General features: G+C 37.9%; 19 protein-coding genes. 7 read left to right on the top strand and 12 right to left on the bottom strand.

Going from position 1 to position 16,372, the window contains the following annotated elements:
* Positions 1-7 precede the first annotated feature (7 nt).
* The 6 genes from ACVRWY_RS03220 to ACVRWY_RS03245 all read right to left on the bottom strand — a co-directional run bounded on the left by ACVRWY_RS03220 (position 8) and on the right by ACVRWY_RS03245 (position 4,507).
* The gene (locus tag ACVRWY_RS03220) at positions 8-832 is read right to left on the bottom strand and encodes an alpha/beta hydrolase (RefSeq protein WP_354369225.1); all 825 of its coding nucleotides are present in this window, start codon (positions 830-832) and stop codon (positions 8-10) included.
* Positions 833-1,041: 209 nt separating this feature from the next.
* A complete protein-coding gene (locus ACVRWY_RS03225) occupies positions 1,042-1,242 on the bottom strand; it encodes an alpha/beta fold hydrolase (protein WP_354369260.1) in 201 nt (66 codons plus the stop codon).
* Between the two features lie 57 nt (positions 1,243-1,299).
* On the bottom strand, positions 1,300-2,427 hold the full coding sequence (locus ACVRWY_RS03230; RefSeq protein ID WP_354369227.1) for a low temperature requirement protein A: 1,128 nt from the start codon (positions 2,425-2,427) through the stop codon (positions 1,300-1,302).
* A 65-nt stretch (positions 2,428-2,492) separates the two neighbouring features.
* Positions 2,493-3,152 (bottom strand): putative quinol monooxygenase, encoded by a 660-nt coding sequence (locus ACVRWY_RS03235; protein WP_354369229.1) that lies wholly within the window; start codon positions 3,150-3,152, stop codon positions 2,493-2,495.
* Positions 3,153-4,067: an amidohydrolase family protein gene (locus ACVRWY_RS03240; RefSeq protein ID WP_354369231.1), complete on the bottom strand. Its 915-nt coding sequence runs from the start codon at positions 4,065-4,067 to the stop codon at positions 3,153-3,155.
* Positions 4,064-4,507: a MerR family transcriptional regulator gene (locus ACVRWY_RS03245; protein ID WP_354369233.1), complete on the bottom strand. Its 444-nt coding sequence runs from the start codon at positions 4,505-4,507 to the stop codon at positions 4,064-4,066. Before ACVRWY_RS03245 ends, ACVRWY_RS03240 begins: the two co-directional genes overlap by 4 nt.
* A 145-nt stretch (positions 4,508-4,652) precedes the next feature.
* Between ACVRWY_RS03245 and ACVRWY_RS03250 the strand changes: the two genes are divergently transcribed.
* From ACVRWY_RS03250 to ACVRWY_RS03270, 5 genes are all read left to right on the top strand, one after another.
* Positions 4,653-5,021 (top strand): CidA/LrgA family protein, encoded by a 369-nt coding sequence (locus ACVRWY_RS03250; protein WP_354369235.1) that lies wholly within the window; start codon positions 4,653-4,655, stop codon positions 5,019-5,021.
* Positions 5,014-5,709 (top strand): LrgB family protein, encoded by a 696-nt coding sequence (locus ACVRWY_RS03255; protein WP_354369237.1) that lies wholly within the window; start codon positions 5,014-5,016, stop codon positions 5,707-5,709. Before ACVRWY_RS03250 ends, ACVRWY_RS03255 begins: the two co-directional genes overlap by 8 nt.
* A 346-nt stretch (positions 5,710-6,055) precedes the next feature.
* On the top strand, positions 6,056-6,784 hold the full coding sequence (locus tag ACVRWY_RS03260) for a hypothetical protein (RefSeq protein ID WP_354369239.1): 729 nt from the start codon (positions 6,056-6,058) through the stop codon (positions 6,782-6,784).
* 107 nt (positions 6,785-6,891) lie between these two features.
* Entirely contained in the window at positions 6,892-8,376 is a 1,485-nt protein-coding gene (locus tag ACVRWY_RS03265) for a DUF1846 domain-containing protein (RefSeq protein ID WP_354369240.1), read from the top strand.
* A gap of 75 nt (positions 8,377-8,451) precedes the next feature.
* Complete coding sequence (locus ACVRWY_RS03270; protein WP_354369242.1) at positions 8,452-9,966, top strand: hypothetical protein; 1,515 nt, start codon at positions 8,452-8,454, stop codon at positions 9,964-9,966.
* 20 nt (positions 9,967-9,986) lie between these two features.
* Here the strand turns inward: ACVRWY_RS03270 and ACVRWY_RS03275 are convergent, their stop codons facing one another.
* The 6 genes from ACVRWY_RS03275 to ACVRWY_RS03300 form a co-directional block, all read right to left on the bottom strand.
* Positions 9,987-11,033 carry a zinc-binding dehydrogenase gene (locus ACVRWY_RS03275; RefSeq protein WP_354369244.1) on the bottom strand — a complete coding sequence of 349 codons (1,047 nt, stop codon included), beginning with the start codon at positions 11,031-11,033 and terminating at the stop codon, positions 9,987-9,989.
* 15 nt (positions 11,034-11,048) lie between these two features.
* Entirely contained in the window at positions 11,049-11,417 is a 369-nt protein-coding gene (gene nmlR, locus ACVRWY_RS03280; protein ID WP_354369246.1) for a stress response transcriptional regulator NmlR, read from the bottom strand.
* A 66-nt stretch (positions 11,418-11,483) separates the two neighbouring features.
* Complete coding sequence (locus ACVRWY_RS03285; RefSeq protein ID WP_354369248.1) at positions 11,484-12,689, bottom strand: chloride channel protein; 1,206 nt, start codon at positions 12,687-12,689, stop codon at positions 11,484-11,486.
* Between the two features lie 29 nt (positions 12,690-12,718).
* The gene (locus tag ACVRWY_RS03290) at positions 12,719-13,450 is read right to left on the bottom strand and encodes a pseudouridine synthase (RefSeq protein WP_354369250.1); all 732 of its coding nucleotides are present in this window, start codon (positions 13,448-13,450) and stop codon (positions 12,719-12,721) included.
* Complete coding sequence (locus tag ACVRWY_RS03295) at positions 13,447-13,920, bottom strand: GNAT family N-acetyltransferase (protein ID WP_354369252.1); 474 nt, start codon at positions 13,918-13,920, stop codon at positions 13,447-13,449. The genes ACVRWY_RS03290 and ACVRWY_RS03295 overlap by 4 nt, the downstream gene beginning before the upstream one ends.
* 70 nt (positions 13,921-13,990) lie before the next feature.
* Complete coding sequence (locus tag ACVRWY_RS03300; protein WP_354369254.1) at positions 13,991-15,109, bottom strand: AI-2E family transporter; 1,119 nt, start codon at positions 15,107-15,109, stop codon at positions 13,991-13,993.
* A gap of 164 nt (positions 15,110-15,273) precedes the next feature.
* Between ACVRWY_RS03300 and ACVRWY_RS03305 the strand changes: the two genes are divergently transcribed.
* Both ACVRWY_RS03305 and trhA read left to right on the top strand, forming a co-directional pair.
* Positions 15,274-15,714, top strand: coding sequence for a DUF1836 domain-containing protein (locus tag ACVRWY_RS03305; protein ID WP_435533039.1), 441 nt, complete (start codon positions 15,274-15,276; stop codon positions 15,712-15,714).
* A complete protein-coding gene (gene trhA, locus ACVRWY_RS03310) occupies positions 15,711-16,361 on the top strand; it encodes a PAQR family membrane homeostasis protein TrhA (protein WP_354369256.1) in 651 nt (216 codons plus the stop codon). The genes ACVRWY_RS03305 and trhA overlap by 4 nt, the downstream gene beginning before the upstream one ends.
* The last annotated feature ends 11 nt before the right edge of the window (positions 16,362-16,372 follow it).

Genomic DNA, 16,372 nt, shown 5'->3' on the forward strand with positions numbered 1-16,372 from the left:
CTAACGATTACCACTTTTCACTTAAAAAACGTAAGCAATCTGGTAAATAAGCTGCCCAAGCCTCTTCATTATGAACAGCACCTGAAACAACTTCTAAAGCAATATTATCTAGATCCACTCCTCCTGCTACCAATTGACGATAGTAAGTTAAGGATGAATTGATATAGGCTTGCTTGATGTTGCCTGCCATGAGAGTCTTATCGGTGTCATCTGCTTCTTCTGTTCCAACGTAGATATAGACACGCTGTTCTTTATCTAATGGTTGGCGTTCAATATAACGATCAAAGGCTTCTTGGTGAAGCCAATTGGCTGATGAAAAGACTCCTAAACCACCAATTTTATCTTGATAGGCTAATCCCATAAATTGTGTAATATTACCTCCAAGAGATGAGCCAATCATAACTGTGTGAGCTTTATCTGCTTTGGTACGATAGTTTTGGTCAATAAATGGTTTGACCACTTCCATCACAAATTCGGCATACAAGGTTCCTTTGCCACCAAACTGAACCCCTGGAATCCCCATTTCGCTAAACTTCCAAGCAGCGTATTCATGCATCCGTTCAGCACCATCATTGTCAATGGCAACAATTATCATCTTTGCAATATCTGGATTTCGCTTAATCGTTGGAATAATCTTCCAAGAATGACCCGAAAAGGCTTCTTTACTGTATAAAACATTTTGACCATCATGAAAATAGACGACAGGATAGGAATCAGCGGTGTCTTCTTCATATCCTTTTGGTAATAAGACACGCACACGACGTTTTCTACCAGTGAAGGGAACCTCTAATTCGTGGGTTTTCATATCCAAATAAAAATAAGATTTATTCATATCTATCTCTTTCTAAACAGCGTTTCTAGTATTATACCATAGTTTTTCAACAAATATTCAGAAAATTTAGTTATTTCCTTTCTTTTTTGAATAAAATTGTGATTAATTTGGAGAATAATGTTATTTTTAAAACTAAATAACCTTCGGGAAATCCGAAGGTTAATGATTTATCAAAGAAAAACTATTATAGAATGTAAATAATATGAGAACTAGGAGCTATTTTTTAAAAATGCTTTGATTGCTGTAAGGGCAACCTGGTTAAAGTTGCTATCTATCCAATGCCCTCCACCTTCAACTGTTACTAATTCAGAATCTGGAAATAGCTGATTGGTATCGACTGCATATTGGTAAGGCACTACATCATCCTCTGTTCCTTGTATGATCAAAACTGGTGAGGTGACTTTTTTAATCTCATTATCACCGTCAACTTACTTTTTTCATGAATTTGGTCCTTATATTTTAAGAGACTAGCTGTTTTTTATATTAAAACCTACAAATAACACCATAATAAGTGTCGTTAAGCCCGTGATTATGACTGTCAAAAGCTCCCAAGATAAACCTGTATTAACTATACTAATGCTAAAACCAACAGCAATTAAGATAAGAATACTAGAAATGATCTTTGCAGGAAGCATAAGACCTATCTTGTTATACTTGTTATGTTGCAATAACCCTAGCATAAACAAAACTAAACCACTGAAAAAGTAAATCGTTGTATAGAAAATATCTATCTCACTGTTTCTGAGAAATGTTAGAGAAATCGTAATCAAGCTTAGCCCAAAGAGAATGGGATAATGACTATAAATAGCACGAATACCCGTTTCTTCCCGTTTTACATCAAGCAGGTGATCGACTTCTACAATATAGACCATAAAAAGATTGGTTAGGGTCATAAAAATCGCAACGGATTCCCAAGAAAAATTCTCTGGACTGAAATGCTCTGAAATACCAATCAAAGACTCACCAAAGGTAATAATCACTAAGAGCGACAAGCGCTCCATCAAATGAGGAAAGTTGACTGGACTCAAGTCTGCTGAAACAAAACCACGGTTGGGATCGCTCAGCAAACCAGGCAACAACCAGGTCGAGAGAATACCGACCAAGGCAATCCACATACCTATTTTATAAGGGAACAATAGAGAAAGGAATAGAATAAAGGACCGCAAGCCTAAAATATAGAAAAACTGCTTCATCAAACTCCGATCCGCATCGTTTGAAGTCTGGAAATATTCTAAGATGTACTGGACCAAAAGCAGCAAGGAAATCATGGCCATGGGTAAAAAAATCCACACAAAGCTAGTCTGCCAATCTCCTGCAACTGCACTTGATGCCACCAAAAGACAAATCATCTGCAAAAACATAAAAATGATATTTCTCAAGCTGTTACTTCCAAAACGGTTTGTAAAGACAGTCTGCACCATCCAGGAATTAACAAAAATAATCAGGCCAACTGAGAAGTTAAAAAAGGACTGAAGACTAACGACTCCGTGATGGGCATGGTGGATAATCGACGTCAGCTGACTGATGGTATAAACATAGACTAGGTCATAAAATAATTCGGTCAACTCGACCTTTTTATGCTTGATAAAGGGCATAGAATCTCCTATCTGTTAAATTTCTTGATTTTATCAGTATAGCATAGAAGGATAGGTGATACAAATTAGCCAGAAAAAGCTAGTTTCCCTTTCGAGATGGCGATACTGTTTTCCAAGTCCTGTAAGATTTTCTCTTCCACCATATCCTGTGTTTCTGAAATATAGCGTTTAAAATGTGGTCTTAAGCGGTGGTCTTCATAGGCTTTCGCGTTTGCATACACTTCGTAGAAATAATAGCAATTGGATTGCTGACAGTCCTTTAAGGCATACATGGCTAAAACACCCGATTCTTCTTTCATAGAGGATTGCATGTTTATTAGGACACTATTTTCAAAGGTTTCCTGGCTTCCCTCTCTCACTTGAACCTGAGCAAATTTTAGGAAATGGTCTTCTGGTCCTAGCCACACTCCAGACGGCAATTTTTCTTCCAAAAACAAGGCTTCTACCTCGAAGACTTCCCGCTTGGTGAGTTTGGAGCCCACTTGATCTACATAGGCTTTAAAGTGTGGAGAATTTACATGAGTTTGATAGGCCGCTTTATCTGCATAGACCTCAAAAACCTTGTATTCCAAAGGATTTTCCTTTAAAGAACTGGCGTACATGGCAAGAGTACCTGCTTCCTCTTTATAAGAGGTCTGGAAATTTTCCACACCAATTTGGTAAAAGGTATCACGATTTTTCTCATTAACTCCTAGATGAAATAAATGAACAACTGGCTTACTCATCTATTTTTCCTCCTTTAGTAATAGTTTGATATTTTCAGAGTAAATGGCTTGCTTGTCCTCTCGAGATAAGGGCAGGGAGTCAATTGCTTCTGAGATGACCTGCGTAGCCCCTGCAGGCGCAATCCCCAAAGGCGCATCGGTTCCAAAGAGAACACGGTCTAAGCCAAAATAGTCGATGGTCAATTCTAGAGCCTTTGAATTGCCTAAGATAGCGGTATCTACATAGAACTTGCGGAAGTCCTCCACCTGTTTTTCTGGTAAAATGTACTGAATCCGTCCGCTAAAAAATGGTGCCAAGGCTCCTGCATGATGGACAATGATTTTCAGATTAGGATAGTCTTGGAATATACCAGCCTCCACCAATTGCAGCATGGCCTGACTTTGCTCGTACTCCCATGAAAAGACAATGTTGTTATCTGGTTTTCGAGTGTCAAATACAGGGTGCAACCAGATAGGAATATCCAACTCTGCACATTTGGCGAAGATTGGTCTGAAACTCTGGTCCGCAACGGACAGGCCAAGGTGTCTTGAAAACAGCTGGATTCCAGCAATTTCAGAATGTTTCACTACAAAGTCTTCCAAAATTTCCAAACTTCCTTCAATGTTGTTCAGGGCCAGCATGGCCACACCAGCAAAAAATTGATTTGGATAGGATTGAACAGTTTCCAAGAGTTCTTGATTGGCCTCTTTTACCAAAGTCAAGGCTAGCTCTGCTTCAAGATAATCTTCTGGATTAACATTGACAAATGAAATAATCTGTTTGACAGTTGAATCTTGCAGAGCCTGCCTTTTTTCCATATCTTGTAGGACAGGATTCTGGAGAAAGGGCATTTTTTGAGGCAAGGCTGGATCAAGGGCCAACATTTTTTGGTAAAACTGGGGCAACAATACATGGGCAAATACATCTATTTTCATACATCAATCTCCTTCCAGCTATCCTTTTCATCGGATAAAATCGCATAGTCTTCAAAGTAGGAAAGGTCTTGTTCAATCTCACCTGATTCGTACAGAGCTATTTTTTTCTCCAAGCGGTCAATGGAGCGTTGGAGATTAGCTTGCTTTTGGTAAAGCGTTGCCAGTTGCCCCCGCAACAAGTTTTCACGTTGGTCTGCGGTACTACTACCTTGTTTCAATAAATTGGCATATTCTATTAGTTTCTCTATCGGTACACCAGAATGCCTTAGACAGATAATCATCTCCAGCCAATTTAAATGACTTTTAGTGAAGTAGCGATTGCCGTTGCTCTGCCTTGGGATATCAGGCAAAAGACCAATACGTTCATAATAGCGTAAGGTATTACTGCTAATTTGGTATCTTTTGCTGACTTCTGTAATTGTATAACGTTCCGTACTCATTACAAGAACTCCTTCCATCATTTTACACCTTTCATTATACTACTTATAGTTCACTATAAGTCAATCAAATCACAAAATCTTTTATATGGTCTTGAAAAAAATAAATATTGGAGTAAACTATAAGATGTTAATCAAAGGAGGCTTTATGAAAATTTATGTTCAATTTATGATTATTCTTTTCTTCGCCTTTGTAGGAGAAGGCATCTCAACGCTTGGGCATCTTCCCATACCAGGTAGCATTATTGGCTTGTTACTGCTTTTTATCGCTCTAAAAACAAAACTGATTCGGTTGAGGCATATTCACTTAGTGGGGCAATTTTTACTAGCCAATATGACGATTTTATTTTTACCTGCTGCTGTTGGGATTATGGAGCGCTATCAGGAAATTGTACCTTATTTATTTCCGATTAGCTTAATTCTTTTCGGGGCCTTGGTTTTAAATATTGTTGTGATTGCTTTTATTGTAGGTTTTATAAAAAATAAATTTGAAGGAGACTTTCCAAATCATGACTGAACTCACTCTGAATCCTATGTTTGGGATTTTCCTGTCTATTTTGGCTTATTATATTGGTTTATTACTATTTAGGCGTTTCCCACATCCTATAACAACCCCTCTTTTAGTTGCTACAGCTCTTGTTATTATTGGATTAAAGCTGTTTCATATTCCGTATAAAAACTACTATGTTGGAGGAGCCTATCTCAATATGTTGATTGTTCCTTCGACCGTGGCTTTGGCTATTCCCTTGTATCGTAATTTCCATTTGATGCGACATCATTTTAGGAGTATCTTTTTCAGTATTACCCTTGCCACTATTATCAATACCCTCTATACTCTTTTAGTAGCAAAATATTTTGGAATGAAATACTTTTTAGCCATCTCCCTTATCCCAAAATCAGTGACAACCGCCATGGCAGTTGGAATGATTGATAAGATGCAAGGAATTACCACGGTGACATTATTAGTTGTTGTCATCACAGGCATTCTAACCAGCGTGCTCGGTCCTGTTTTGCTCAAATGGTTAAACATCAAAGACCCTATTGCTATTGGCGTTGCTTTAGGAGGAACAGGTCATGCCATCGGAACAGGGGCCGCTTTAAAATATGGACAAGTCGAGGGAGCAATTGCTGGCTTATCTATCGGAATTACGGGTATTCTTTATGTTATCGTCAGCCCCATCCTTGCTCAACTCATCTTATCCTAGCAAGTTTTAAATGTTGTCTAAAAAAATTATCTATCAAAAAACACTAAGTTTCAAAAGAAACTTAGTGTTTTTAGTAGCATTAATAATAAACAGTAAATTCAGGCCTCATCACCAAAATGATACAATAGTATAAAATTCAAATACCGAGGGCTGATACCTCAGACGACTCTCGATTTGTTTTTTATATGTGCTAGCTTTTAATCCTAATTGTACCAATTTACACCCCCTGTTAGATTCCATTATACCATATCCTTTTTCTTACATTTAGTAATCACTTCTCTTACGACTTGTTTGCTATTTTTGATACAATAAATCAGATCATTTTCAGAAAGGAATGACTTTTTTTATGTCAAAAAACAGACCAGCATCCCCTATATTGTTAGGAAGTAGTCTTTATCTCGTTCTTCTTTGGTTGATTGTTTTGTTCCAAACTTCTATTTTTCACAATTGGAGCATGAAACATTTTTATCTTGGGATTGACAGCATTCCAGCATTACTTGATGGCAATATCATAGACAACTTGTTATCCAAGGGAAAAAGCTGGCTCATCATTAGCGCTATTTTCTTCTTACTTGAGATTATCCTTTACTTCTATCTGAATGACTTTTTCTTTAAAAAATTAAAAGCGACAACTCAACGAGGTAGCCAAAGTTTGCGGTGGAGTTATTTGTTTTTAAATCTTGTCCCAATTTTTCTGTTGCTAGTCGGTGTAATCTCTAGTTTCCAAACGAGTCTAACCCTTTATCAAGACTACACTGCTTTTCGTAGCTTGGACTTAGACCAGGTGATAAAAGGATTAAACCAAGAAATCTCAACCATGCCACTCAACACTTTAAAAGATATTCAAGCCATCTTAGAAAGCCTGAAACGCTACATTCACGATAACAGTATCTTACTAAACATGTATAACTCCTTCTTTAAACAATATGATCTCGTTGCCAATCTTCTTGCTTGGTGGAACAATTGCTTCCTTCTCTTATTATCTTTGGCAAGTTTCTTACAGATACGTCTATTTTGGCGAAATAAAAGCTCCTTTAAACGTCTTAGCCTTACTATCACATATGAAAAAGACTAACCAAACTCTCTCAAATTCTATATTTGAGAGAGTTTTTCTTGTTTTCATCGTAAATAACTTCTATTTTTACTCAAAATTTATTATAATTTAACATTAGAGGTGAAAAAATGAAAAAACAAGCTTTTAGTTCCGAAAACTATTTAGATTTACAACGTGACCATATCCTTGAGCGCATTGAGCAATTCGGTGGAAAACTCTACCTTGAATTTGGTGGGAAGATGTTGGAAGACTTCCATGCCGCACGCGTCTTACCTGGATATGAGCCAAATAATAAAATCAAACTCCTTCACGAATTACGTGATCAAGTTGAAATTGTCATTGCCATCAATGCTAGTAATATTGAACATTCTAAAACTCGCGGTGACTTGGGGATTTCTTATGACCAGGAAGTATTTCGTCTGATTGACACTTTCAATGAACTCAACATTTTTGTTGGTTCTGTGGTCATTACGCAATATACTGGTCAGCCTGCAGCGGATGCTTTTCGTAAAGAGCTTGAAAAAAATGGCATCGCATCTTACCTTCACTACCCAATCGCTGGTTACCCAACAGCTATCGACCATATCATTTCACCAGAAGGTATGGGGAAAAACGACTACATCAAAACAAGTCGCAATCTAGTTGTTGTCACAGCACCAGGACCAGGCTCAGGTAAATTAGCAACCTGTTTATCCCAGCTCTACCATGACCAAGTGAATGGCGTGACCTCTGGTTATGCAAAATTTGAAACTTTCCCAGTTTGGAATTTGCCACTCCATCACCCTGTTAACCTAGCTTATGAAGCAGCAACAGCAGACCTTGATGATGTCAACATGATCGATTCTTTCCACTTAGAAGCTTACGGGGAAACAACTGTCAACTACAACCGCGACATTGAGATTTTCCCTGTAGTATCGCTCATGTTAGAGCGCATTCTAGGGAAATCACCATACCAATCCCCAACAGATATGGGGGTTAATATGGTTGGCTTTGCGATTACAGATGATGAGGCTGCTCGTGACGCTTCTAAACAAGAAATTATTCGTCGTTATTATCAGACTGTGGCAGACTACAAAGAAGATAAGGTGGCAAAATCTGCTATCACCAAGATTGAACTATTGATGAATAACCTTGGTATCACTCCACTTGATCGTCAAGTGACCGTCGTTGCTCGTCAAAAGGCTGAGGAAACTGGACAAGCTGCACTGGCTATGGAATTGCCTAATGGTCAAATTGTTACAGGTAAAACATCAGAACTCTTTGGTCCATCTGCTGCTGTCATCGTTAACGGGATTAAAGCACTAGCAGGTATCGACAAGGACACACACCTCATTCAACCAGACTATGTTAAACCTATTCAAGATTTAAAAGTTGACCATCTCGGCAATCGCAACCCACGTCTTCACTCAAGTGAACTGCTTATCGCTCTAGCCATCACTGCTATGACTGATAAAAATGCCAAAAAAGCCATGGAAGAACTTGGAAATCTGAAAGGATCTGAAGTTCATTCCAGTGTTAGCTTACCTGAAGAAGACAAAAATGTTTTCCGTAAACTTGGTATCAATGTTACCGTTGATCCCAATAGACAAAGCGAGACACTCTATAAAAAGTAAACACATCACAAAAGAGCTGGGGGAATTAATTCTCTCTAGCTCTTTTGTTCTAAAACTACTAGCAACGAGGTTTTTATGAAAATCGTCCAGTTTTTAAAAACATCTATTACAGTTGGGGTGACACTTATGATGGCATTGCTAACCCTTTCTGCCTTTCTTGTCCAAACGATTATTTATGTCGTTCGATATGAATGGGCAGATATGATTAGTCCTAGACCCTGGGTCTATCTCTGCTTACTAGCTTTTTTCCCCTTAAGTATCATCATTAATAAGCTTCTTGACCACCTCACAAAAAAGCAACTCTTCATTTTGCTAGCAACACTCTTCAGCCTAGGTGGGCTACTTCTTATTGCCTTGACGACTGATATTACACGAGATGATGCAGCGACAGTCTTTCGTTCAGCTGTCAGTATCAATCAAGGTAACCTTTCCTCACTTAATGAAGGTGCCTACCTCTTTCGCTACCCTCACCAATTAGGGTTGGTTACATTTGAGCGTATTATCCTGACAATCATTCCGATTCCTAGTATGGTTGTTTTCTTCCTGCTTAATATCCTTGCCATTATTCTCACGAATGCTATGACTTGGAAAATAGCTGAACTCCTCTTTGATAATGACCGTGTCAGCAAGTGGACCATTTTTCTCAGCTTTGCCTTTCTTCCTCAGTTTTTCAATATCCTATTTGTTTATGGTATTGTTTATAGTTTAGTCATAGCGAGCGTTGGCATTTATTTCTTTATCCGATACCTATCAAATCATCAACGCAAAGATGCTCTAGTTAGCCTGTTGACTCTTGCAACTGCCTACTGGATAAGAAATAATAACATCATTCTCCTCATAACTCTTTCTGTTATTATCCTACTTGAAGCTATTTGTCAAAAGAATAAACGTTTGATTTGCTACCCCATTGTTCTTTTTGGGCTAGCGATTAGCTTTAACAAAGCAACTCTCAGCTACTATCAACATTTAGCTGGCCATGAATTAAAAGGTACGCCTAAAGTTGCTTGGCTAGCTATGGGGCTTCAGGATTTAAAAGATAATCACCGTCAACCTGGATGGTACACTTCTTATGTCAGAAATATTTATTTTGAAAAATCTGGAGACTACGATCAAATCAAAGAAGATGCTGATAAAATGGTTACCCATGAGATGCAAAAATTTTTTGAAAAACCAGCTTATGCTTGGACATTCTTTTCTACTAAATTTTTGACCACTTGGACAGAATCAACCTTCCAATCAATCTGGTCAGGACCTAGTAAACCTCAAAAGCAACCCCTTGATAATATTTATGCAGCCTCTATCTTTAATGGCAGATGGGGGTATCGTATCATTTACCAAGTGACACATGCTATGCTGATTCTTATCTACTTAGGGGCATTTCTCTATCTTATCTTTTCTAAAAATATGAATCTTATCAACCTCTATCCTTTCATCTACCTCGCAGGTGGCATTATATTCCACTTACTTTGGGAAACTAAGAGCCAATATGCAATCCCCTACGTGTATCTCTTAATTCCTTTTGTCGTAAAAGGTTGGCAAGAGGCCTATCATTTCTTCAAACAAAATAAAAAGAAAAACTTCAAGAACTAAAATGTCTTGAAGTTTTCTCTTTATTCTGATACCAGAAGCATGGATTTAATGGCTTTTCGGTCAGCCATATCTTGGTAAGCCTGGTTGACATCATCTAGCTGATAGGTGTCTGTAAAGACTTTACCTGGATTGATATCGCCATTTAATACTGCTTGAAGAAGAACGGTTTTAACATAAGTCGTTACTGAAGCAGATCCGCCTCCAATGGTAAGGTTTTGCGCAAAAGTTGAGCCAAGTGGACGGTTATTATAGTGTGGGACCCCAACATAACCAATGCGACCACCATTATGAAGAACACCGATAGCTTGCTCGATAGCAGCCTCAGTTCCCACACATTCTAGGGCAGCATCTGCACCACCACCTAAAATCTCACGAACTTTGGCAATACCTTCTTCACCACGTTCAGCGACAACAGCTGTAGCACCAAGCTCTAAGGCTAATTTTTGACGATCTTCATGACGGCTCATCATGATGATTTGTGAAGCTCCTCGCATCTTAGCTGCAATGACAGCACATTGACCAACAGCACCGTCACCAATGACCACAACCTTATCCCCTTTTTCAACTTGAGCGACTCGTGCCGCATGGTAACCTGTTGGCATCACATCAGCTAGGGTTAAGAGGGATTTTAACATCCCTTCAGAATAATCTGATGGTTGCCCTGGGATCTTGATCAAGGCCCAGTTTCCATAGTGGAAACGCAAATACTCTGCTTGGAAACCACCGCCCCAGTTCGTTGGTGCTGGGTGGTTGTCACAAGTCCCATCAAAACCTGCACGACAGGCCGCACACTCTCCACAACCATGTGTGAAAGGCGCAATCACAAAATCTCCTGGTACTAAGGTAGTGATGTCTGGACCGACCTCCTCAACAATGGCCAATGCCTCATGCCCTGAGTTATTAGTATGACTTTCCCGTGCATCTCCATGCGAATAGGACCATAAATCTGAGCCACACACACAAGCTCTCACAATGCGTAAAATCACATCATCACTGGCTTGAATCTTTGGCTTGTCAACTTCCTCAATAATCATTAACCCAGCTTTTTCAAAAATAGCAGTTTTCATTAGTTTCTATCCTTTCTATAGTGGCGCATCATTTGACAGCCCCTTTTGGTAAATGGCAATTTTATGATCTAAACGCTTAAGAGCAGCCTCCTGTTCCTTAAGACGTGCTTTCAGCTTGTCACGCTCGGTTTGTAACAACTCCAAACGCTCAAGACGCGTCTTGTCTCCTTGACCATATAAGGTCATATAGGTCGTCAAAGAGTCAACAGACAAACCCGCTGAGCGAAAACATTTCACGAACTCTAAAGCCTCTAAATCCTTCTGCTGAAAATCACGAATACCTGATTTATTCCGTGTAATCGGTGGAACTAAACCAATTTTTTCATAATAACGAATGGTGTCGGCAGATAAGCCCACCAGGTCAGCAGCAACTTTTATATTCATTCCCCACCTCCATCCTTGATAGCCCTATTATATACCCTAGAGTTAACTCTAAGTCAAGGAAAAAGATTATTTTAATTTTTTGACGATAAATTCAAAACTAAACAAGATCCCGACAGAAATCAAAATAGGTATCATATAAGATTCTTGAAATCCGATAAATGAGTAAACGATCATCCCAGCTGTAAAAGGAGCACTCATTGTCACTCCTAAAAAACTACAGGCAGAAATTATTATAAAAATCGGAGAATACTTTACCCAACCCAATACTCCCCCCAACAAAACAATAACCTCCCCAAAGACGGCACCAATTGAAATAGAAGGCGTCATCGTCCCACCATAAGAGCCAAATCGTAAGCAGAGTAAGACAATAATAAATTTTAATACAAATAGCGCCACTGCATCACTGAGTCGCATTCCATCCAAACTTGACTGAATCAAAAGAGAGCCATTTCCAAGTAAACTTGGGAAATAATAACTTAGTAGTGCTAGTAAAACAAAAACTACTGGTAATTGCCATAAAATTCGCCTATCTTTAGTTCGATGTTTACTAGCACTCTTACTGAGGCTAGTAAACACTTTAGCGGTAGGTATCGTTATCAACGTCATAAAACTACTGATAACAAGTATTGACCAATTTACTGGTTGACTGGCAACATGGTACATGGGGGCATTACTAATTTCAATATTTGCAATAAATGTAGCACCATATGATGTGATAGCTATTATCAGGAAATTCAAAATCGTTAATGGAATACGGTATATCTCAAAAGCAAATAATATACTTGCGAATGGAATTTGATAAATCGCAGCCAAACCAGCAACCGTAGAAGCTGCTACCAATACTGACCGTTCTTCTGCTGTTATCGATACTTTTTTTGCTAAGTAAGTCGATAACAAACTCCCGAATTCTCTTGGAGCAACCTCTTTTCCTATAGGCGACCCTAAGCCTACTGTCACAATTTGTAAGAGAATATGTCCCATCTGTCTACCAAAATTGGGTAATTGTTCACTAGAGGTTTTAGGAAAAATCTGCTTCTTTAAAGAAATTATTCCATTGCTCTGTCTTTGAAGAAAATACCAGCCTACTGAACTAATAAGACCCGATACAATAACGAGTTGGCTACGCTGACCAGAAGTAGAGGTTTGCAAAATATCTGACCAGAAAAAATCAAAAACACAGTGTAGTATAATGGCACCCACTCCAACCATAATAGCTAGAGTAACGGATAGTAACAGTAAACTTATATTGTTTTTACTCAAAAATGAGCGCATTGTATTTTACACCTTTCTAGAAAAGTTCCCTAATCCAAGTCAACACCAAATACTTGTAAACTCTCTCGTTCTTGATTGGTTAAGGCTCTATATTCTCCCAATGCTAAGTTGGTATCTAAGCTTAGAGGTCCCATTGTTAAGCGCTTTAAATCAATAACCTCTTTTCCACAAGCTGCGACCATTCTTTTCACCTGATGGAACTTTCCTTCTTTTAAAGTAATATGCACTAAACTAGTTTTTTCCTCTTCATTACGTTCTAAAATATCAAGCTGAGCAGGTAGGCAAGTAAAATCTTTGAGGGCAATACCTCTTTCAAAAGCTGTTATATCTTCACTTGTCATAATACCTGCAACCTTAGCTTCATAACGCTTACTGACATGTTTTTTAGGTGATAGCATAGCATGAGCTAGTCCCCCATTATTTGTCAAAAGCAAAAGACCATGAGTATCAATATCAAGTCTCCCAACAGGAAAGACATCTTTATAGTGCGCCCGTTCATCTAGAAGATCTAGCACAGTTTTATGCTTACTATCTTCGGTTGCGGAAATCACGCCTTTGGGTTTGTTTAACATATAATACACAAAACGTTCATGATTCAGCACTTGTCCAGACACACTGATCTGATCCTGTTTAGGGTCAACTTGCCTTTTAGGAGAAGTCTCGACTACTTCATTAACCTTAACGGTTTTATTTTTTAAAATCTTTTTGACCTCAGTTCGTGACCCCACACCACAATCTACTAAAAATTTATCTAATCTCATATAACCTCTCTATGTTTTTCTAAGCGAAATAAACCTTCCTTGTCAGGATACTGCTCTCCTTTTTTGATGCTATAACCAAATTTTTGATAAAAGCCGACAGCCGTTATAGAAGATGGAATTTCAATTCGCTTACTTTTTATAAAATAGCTATCTTGTTCCAACGTTTTCATTATCAAAGAGCCCAATCCTTGTTTTTGATGGTCTGCCGAAACAAAAATCGTAAACAAACTCGCCTCATCTTCTTTATCCCAATAGGGACCTATTGCGCCACAAGCTACCAGAGTAGCATCTTTTTCAACCACATAAAAATGTGTCCATGAGGCACGTTTGATCAAAGCATCTGCAGATAAACTTTCTACAACCTGCTCAATATAAGCTGTCTCATAATCTTTTTGATTGATTTGGCGTAAGCTTTTAGCAATCATTTGGGCTAATGGTTCTGCATCCTTTTCTTGAAATAATCGAATCATACTTCCCCTCTCTTTTAATCATTATAGCACAGCTTTTACAAAAGAAAAAACGCTCAAAGAGCGTCAATTGTTAGCTATTAGAGATCTGAGATTGCTTTTTGTAAGTGTAATCTTTTAGGATTTGATAGGCACTTGCTGAGACTGGAACTGCCACCAGCATCCCCAATACACCACCTAATGCGCCACCAAGAGTAATGGCAAGTAGAACCCACATCCCAGGTAGTCCGATTGAGCCTCCGACAACACGTGGATAAATCAAGTTTCCTTCAAATTGTTGTAGTAACACGATAAAAATCAAAAAGATAAGGGCCTGTTTAAAATCTTGAGTTAAAATTAAGATCACTCCCACACTCGTTCCAATATAGGCACCAATCACAGGAATTAAGGCAGTAAAAGAAATCAGGACACCAATCGTTGCAGCATAGGGTAAACCAAGTAAGCTCATCCCAATAGCTGTCAAGGATCCTAAAATCATAGCTTCTAAAGTCTGACTAACAAAAAAACCGTGGAAACGTTGATTTAAAACGTCTAGGACATAATAAATCCCTTTGGCGTATGGTTTGAAAAAGGTATCGATTAAAAGTCGAAACTGACGCCCTAGAGTTTCCTTATTGACCAAAACATAAGCCGAGAAAATTAAGCTCACGACCACATTTAGTAAGGTTGAAGCTATGGAGGTAACCGAGATTAAGATACTGGTTAGACTACTTAACAACTGGCTAAGAATCTGTTTGCTAAAATTGATCAAGGTATTCGTTACTTCTGCTTCTCCTCCAAGTGCATTGATAAGGTTTGAGACGATCTCACTTTTTTGGATATGATTTAATAACTTCGCAATATCTTGAGGATTAATCGATAAAAGAGACTGTAAACTGGTAATCAAATCTGGTAATACAATAGTGAAAATCATATAAACGACAGCTGTAAAAGTCGCATAAGCTAATAATAAAGAAAAGCTTCTTTTAAATTTTAAAATGTAATCAACCTTGATAAGTTTAACAAAAAGTTTTTCATAAGCACTCATCACAATATTGACAACAAAAGCCACTCCTGCGCCAACAATAAAGGGATGAGCTGCTTTGTAAATCGTTTGAAGTAAGGTAGCGCCGCTTGACCAATTACTTTGAATAAATAAACATGTCACAAAAATAAGAACCACTGAGCTAATCAGTCGTTTATCAAATTGCATGGTTGTCCTCGTTTCCAATCATCATTTTCTATTTATTATACAGATAAAAATACTTTTTGTCACCTTTTCTAGCCACTGTTATATTAAGTAGTTAATTCCTTGACATTATTTTATAAAAAACATATAATCTAGTTATCAATACTAGATAAAAGAGAGGTTGTGACATGATGAATACCATTCCCTACTGGGATGAGCTGCCAGATTTGGATTTATACCTTGATCAGATCTTACTGTATGTCAATCAATATACACAATATAGCCTAGATCCCAAGGATAAAGGTCTGACAGCCTCGATGATTAACAATTACGTTAAACACAAACACATTGATAAGCCCATCAAAAAAAAATATCAAAAACATCAACTTGCTCGTCTGATTGCTCTAAATAGCCTAAAGCATGTTTTTTCTATCCAAGAGATTAGCCATACTTTAAATCTATTATCTGAAAAACAAGATTCAAAAACACTTTATAACCACTTTGTTGATTGTATGAGAAATCAGGAAAATAATGAGACACCAGAAATTATTAGGTGCGCCTGTCAATCCCTCAAACTTTATTATAAAACCCATCAATTAACCTTAGATTTAGAAGGAGAACGCTCATGAATCACAGTCTAAAACTCAGTGCCCCACTCTCTTTTGGAGAAGAAGTCGCCAATAGTGTGACACACGCTATTGGGTCAGCTATCATGTTAAGCTTATTACCTATTACTGCTATCCATGCTTATCATGATTATAATAAGACTGCAGTTGTAGGGATGTCTATTTTTGTCATCAGCCTATTTCTGATGTTTCTATCTTCAACCATCTACCACTCCATGCCTTATGATTCAACTCATAAATATGTCTTACGTATTATCGATCATAGTATGATTTATATTGCAATTGCAGGGAGTTATACACCTGTTGCTCTTTCTTTAGTTGGAGGATGGTTAGGTTATGTGATTATCACGCTACAATGGGGAATCACAATTTTTGGTATTCTTTATAAGATTTTTGCCAAACATATCAATGAAAAATTCAGCCTATTTCTTTATCTTTTTATGGGGTGGTTAGTCATTTTTATCATTCCAGCCATTTTGCAAAAGACTAGCATGACATTTGGACTTCTCATGCTAGCTGGTGGTTTATCTTACACAATAGGTGCTGTTTTCTATGCTAAAAAGAAACCCTATTTTCATATGATTTGGCATCTCTTCATTCTCTTAGCATCGACTTTGCAATATATAGCCATTGTCTATTTTATGTTATAAAACAACAACCG

The sequence above is a fragment of the Streptococcus porcorum genome (assembly GCF_053203725.1).

What these genes read in the sequence shown, in the direction of transcription:
- ACVRWY_RS03220 (WP_354369225.1), bottom strand. Translation starts at nt 832, where the DNA reads ATGAATAAATCTTATTTTTATTTGGATATGAAAACCCACGAATTAGAG.
- ACVRWY_RS03230 (WP_354369227.1), bottom strand. Translation starts at nt 2,427, where the DNA reads ATGCCCTTTATCAAGCATAAAAAGGTCGAGTTGACCGAATTATTTTAT.
- ACVRWY_RS03235 (WP_354369229.1), bottom strand. Translation starts at nt 3,152, where the DNA reads ATGAGTAAGCCAGTTGTTCATTTATTTCATCTAGGAGTTAATGAGAAA.
- ACVRWY_RS03240 (WP_354369231.1), bottom strand. Translation starts at nt 4,067, where the DNA reads ATGAAAATAGATGTATTTGCCCATGTATTGTTGCCCCAGTTTTACCAA.
- ACVRWY_RS03245 (WP_354369233.1), bottom strand. Translation starts at nt 4,507, where the DNA reads ATGAGTACGGAACGTTATACAATTACAGAAGTCAGCAAAAGATACCAA.
- ACVRWY_RS03250 (WP_354369235.1), top strand. Translation starts at nt 4,653, where the DNA reads ATGAAAATTTATGTTCAATTTATGATTATTCTTTTCTTCGCCTTTGTA.
- ACVRWY_RS03255 (WP_354369237.1), top strand. Translation starts at nt 5,014, where the DNA reads ATGACTGAACTCACTCTGAATCCTATGTTTGGGATTTTCCTGTCTATT.
- ACVRWY_RS03260 (WP_354369239.1), top strand. Translation starts at nt 6,056, where the DNA reads ATGTCAAAAAACAGACCAGCATCCCCTATATTGTTAGGAAGTAGTCTT.
- ACVRWY_RS03265 (WP_354369240.1), top strand. Translation starts at nt 6,892, where the DNA reads ATGAAAAAACAAGCTTTTAGTTCCGAAAACTATTTAGATTTACAACGT.
- ACVRWY_RS03270 (WP_354369242.1), top strand. Translation starts at nt 8,452, where the DNA reads ATGAAAATCGTCCAGTTTTTAAAAACATCTATTACAGTTGGGGTGACA.
- ACVRWY_RS03275 (WP_354369244.1), bottom strand. Translation starts at nt 11,033, where the DNA reads ATGAAAACTGCTATTTTTGAAAAAGCTGGGTTAATGATTATTGAGGAA.
- nmlR (WP_354369246.1), bottom strand. Translation starts at nt 11,417, where the DNA reads ATGAATATAAAAGTTGCTGCTGACCTGGTGGGCTTATCTGCCGACACC.
- ACVRWY_RS03285 (WP_354369248.1), bottom strand. Translation starts at nt 12,689, where the DNA reads ATGCGCTCATTTTTGAGTAAAAACAATATAAGTTTACTGTTACTATCC.
- ACVRWY_RS03290 (WP_354369250.1), bottom strand. Translation starts at nt 13,450, where the DNA reads ATGAGATTAGATAAATTTTTAGTAGATTGTGGTGTGGGGTCACGAACT.
- ACVRWY_RS03295 (WP_354369252.1), bottom strand. Translation starts at nt 13,920, where the DNA reads ATGATTCGATTATTTCAAGAAAAGGATGCAGAACCATTAGCCCAAATG.
- ACVRWY_RS03300 (WP_354369254.1), bottom strand. Translation starts at nt 15,109, where the DNA reads ATGCAATTTGATAAACGACTGATTAGCTCAGTGGTTCTTATTTTTGTG.
- ACVRWY_RS03305 (WP_435533039.1), top strand. Translation starts at nt 15,274, where the DNA reads ATGATGAATACCATTCCCTACTGGGATGAGCTGCCAGATTTGGATTTA.
- trhA (WP_354369256.1), top strand. Translation starts at nt 15,711, where the DNA reads ATGAATCACAGTCTAAAACTCAGTGCCCCACTCTCTTTTGGAGAAGAA.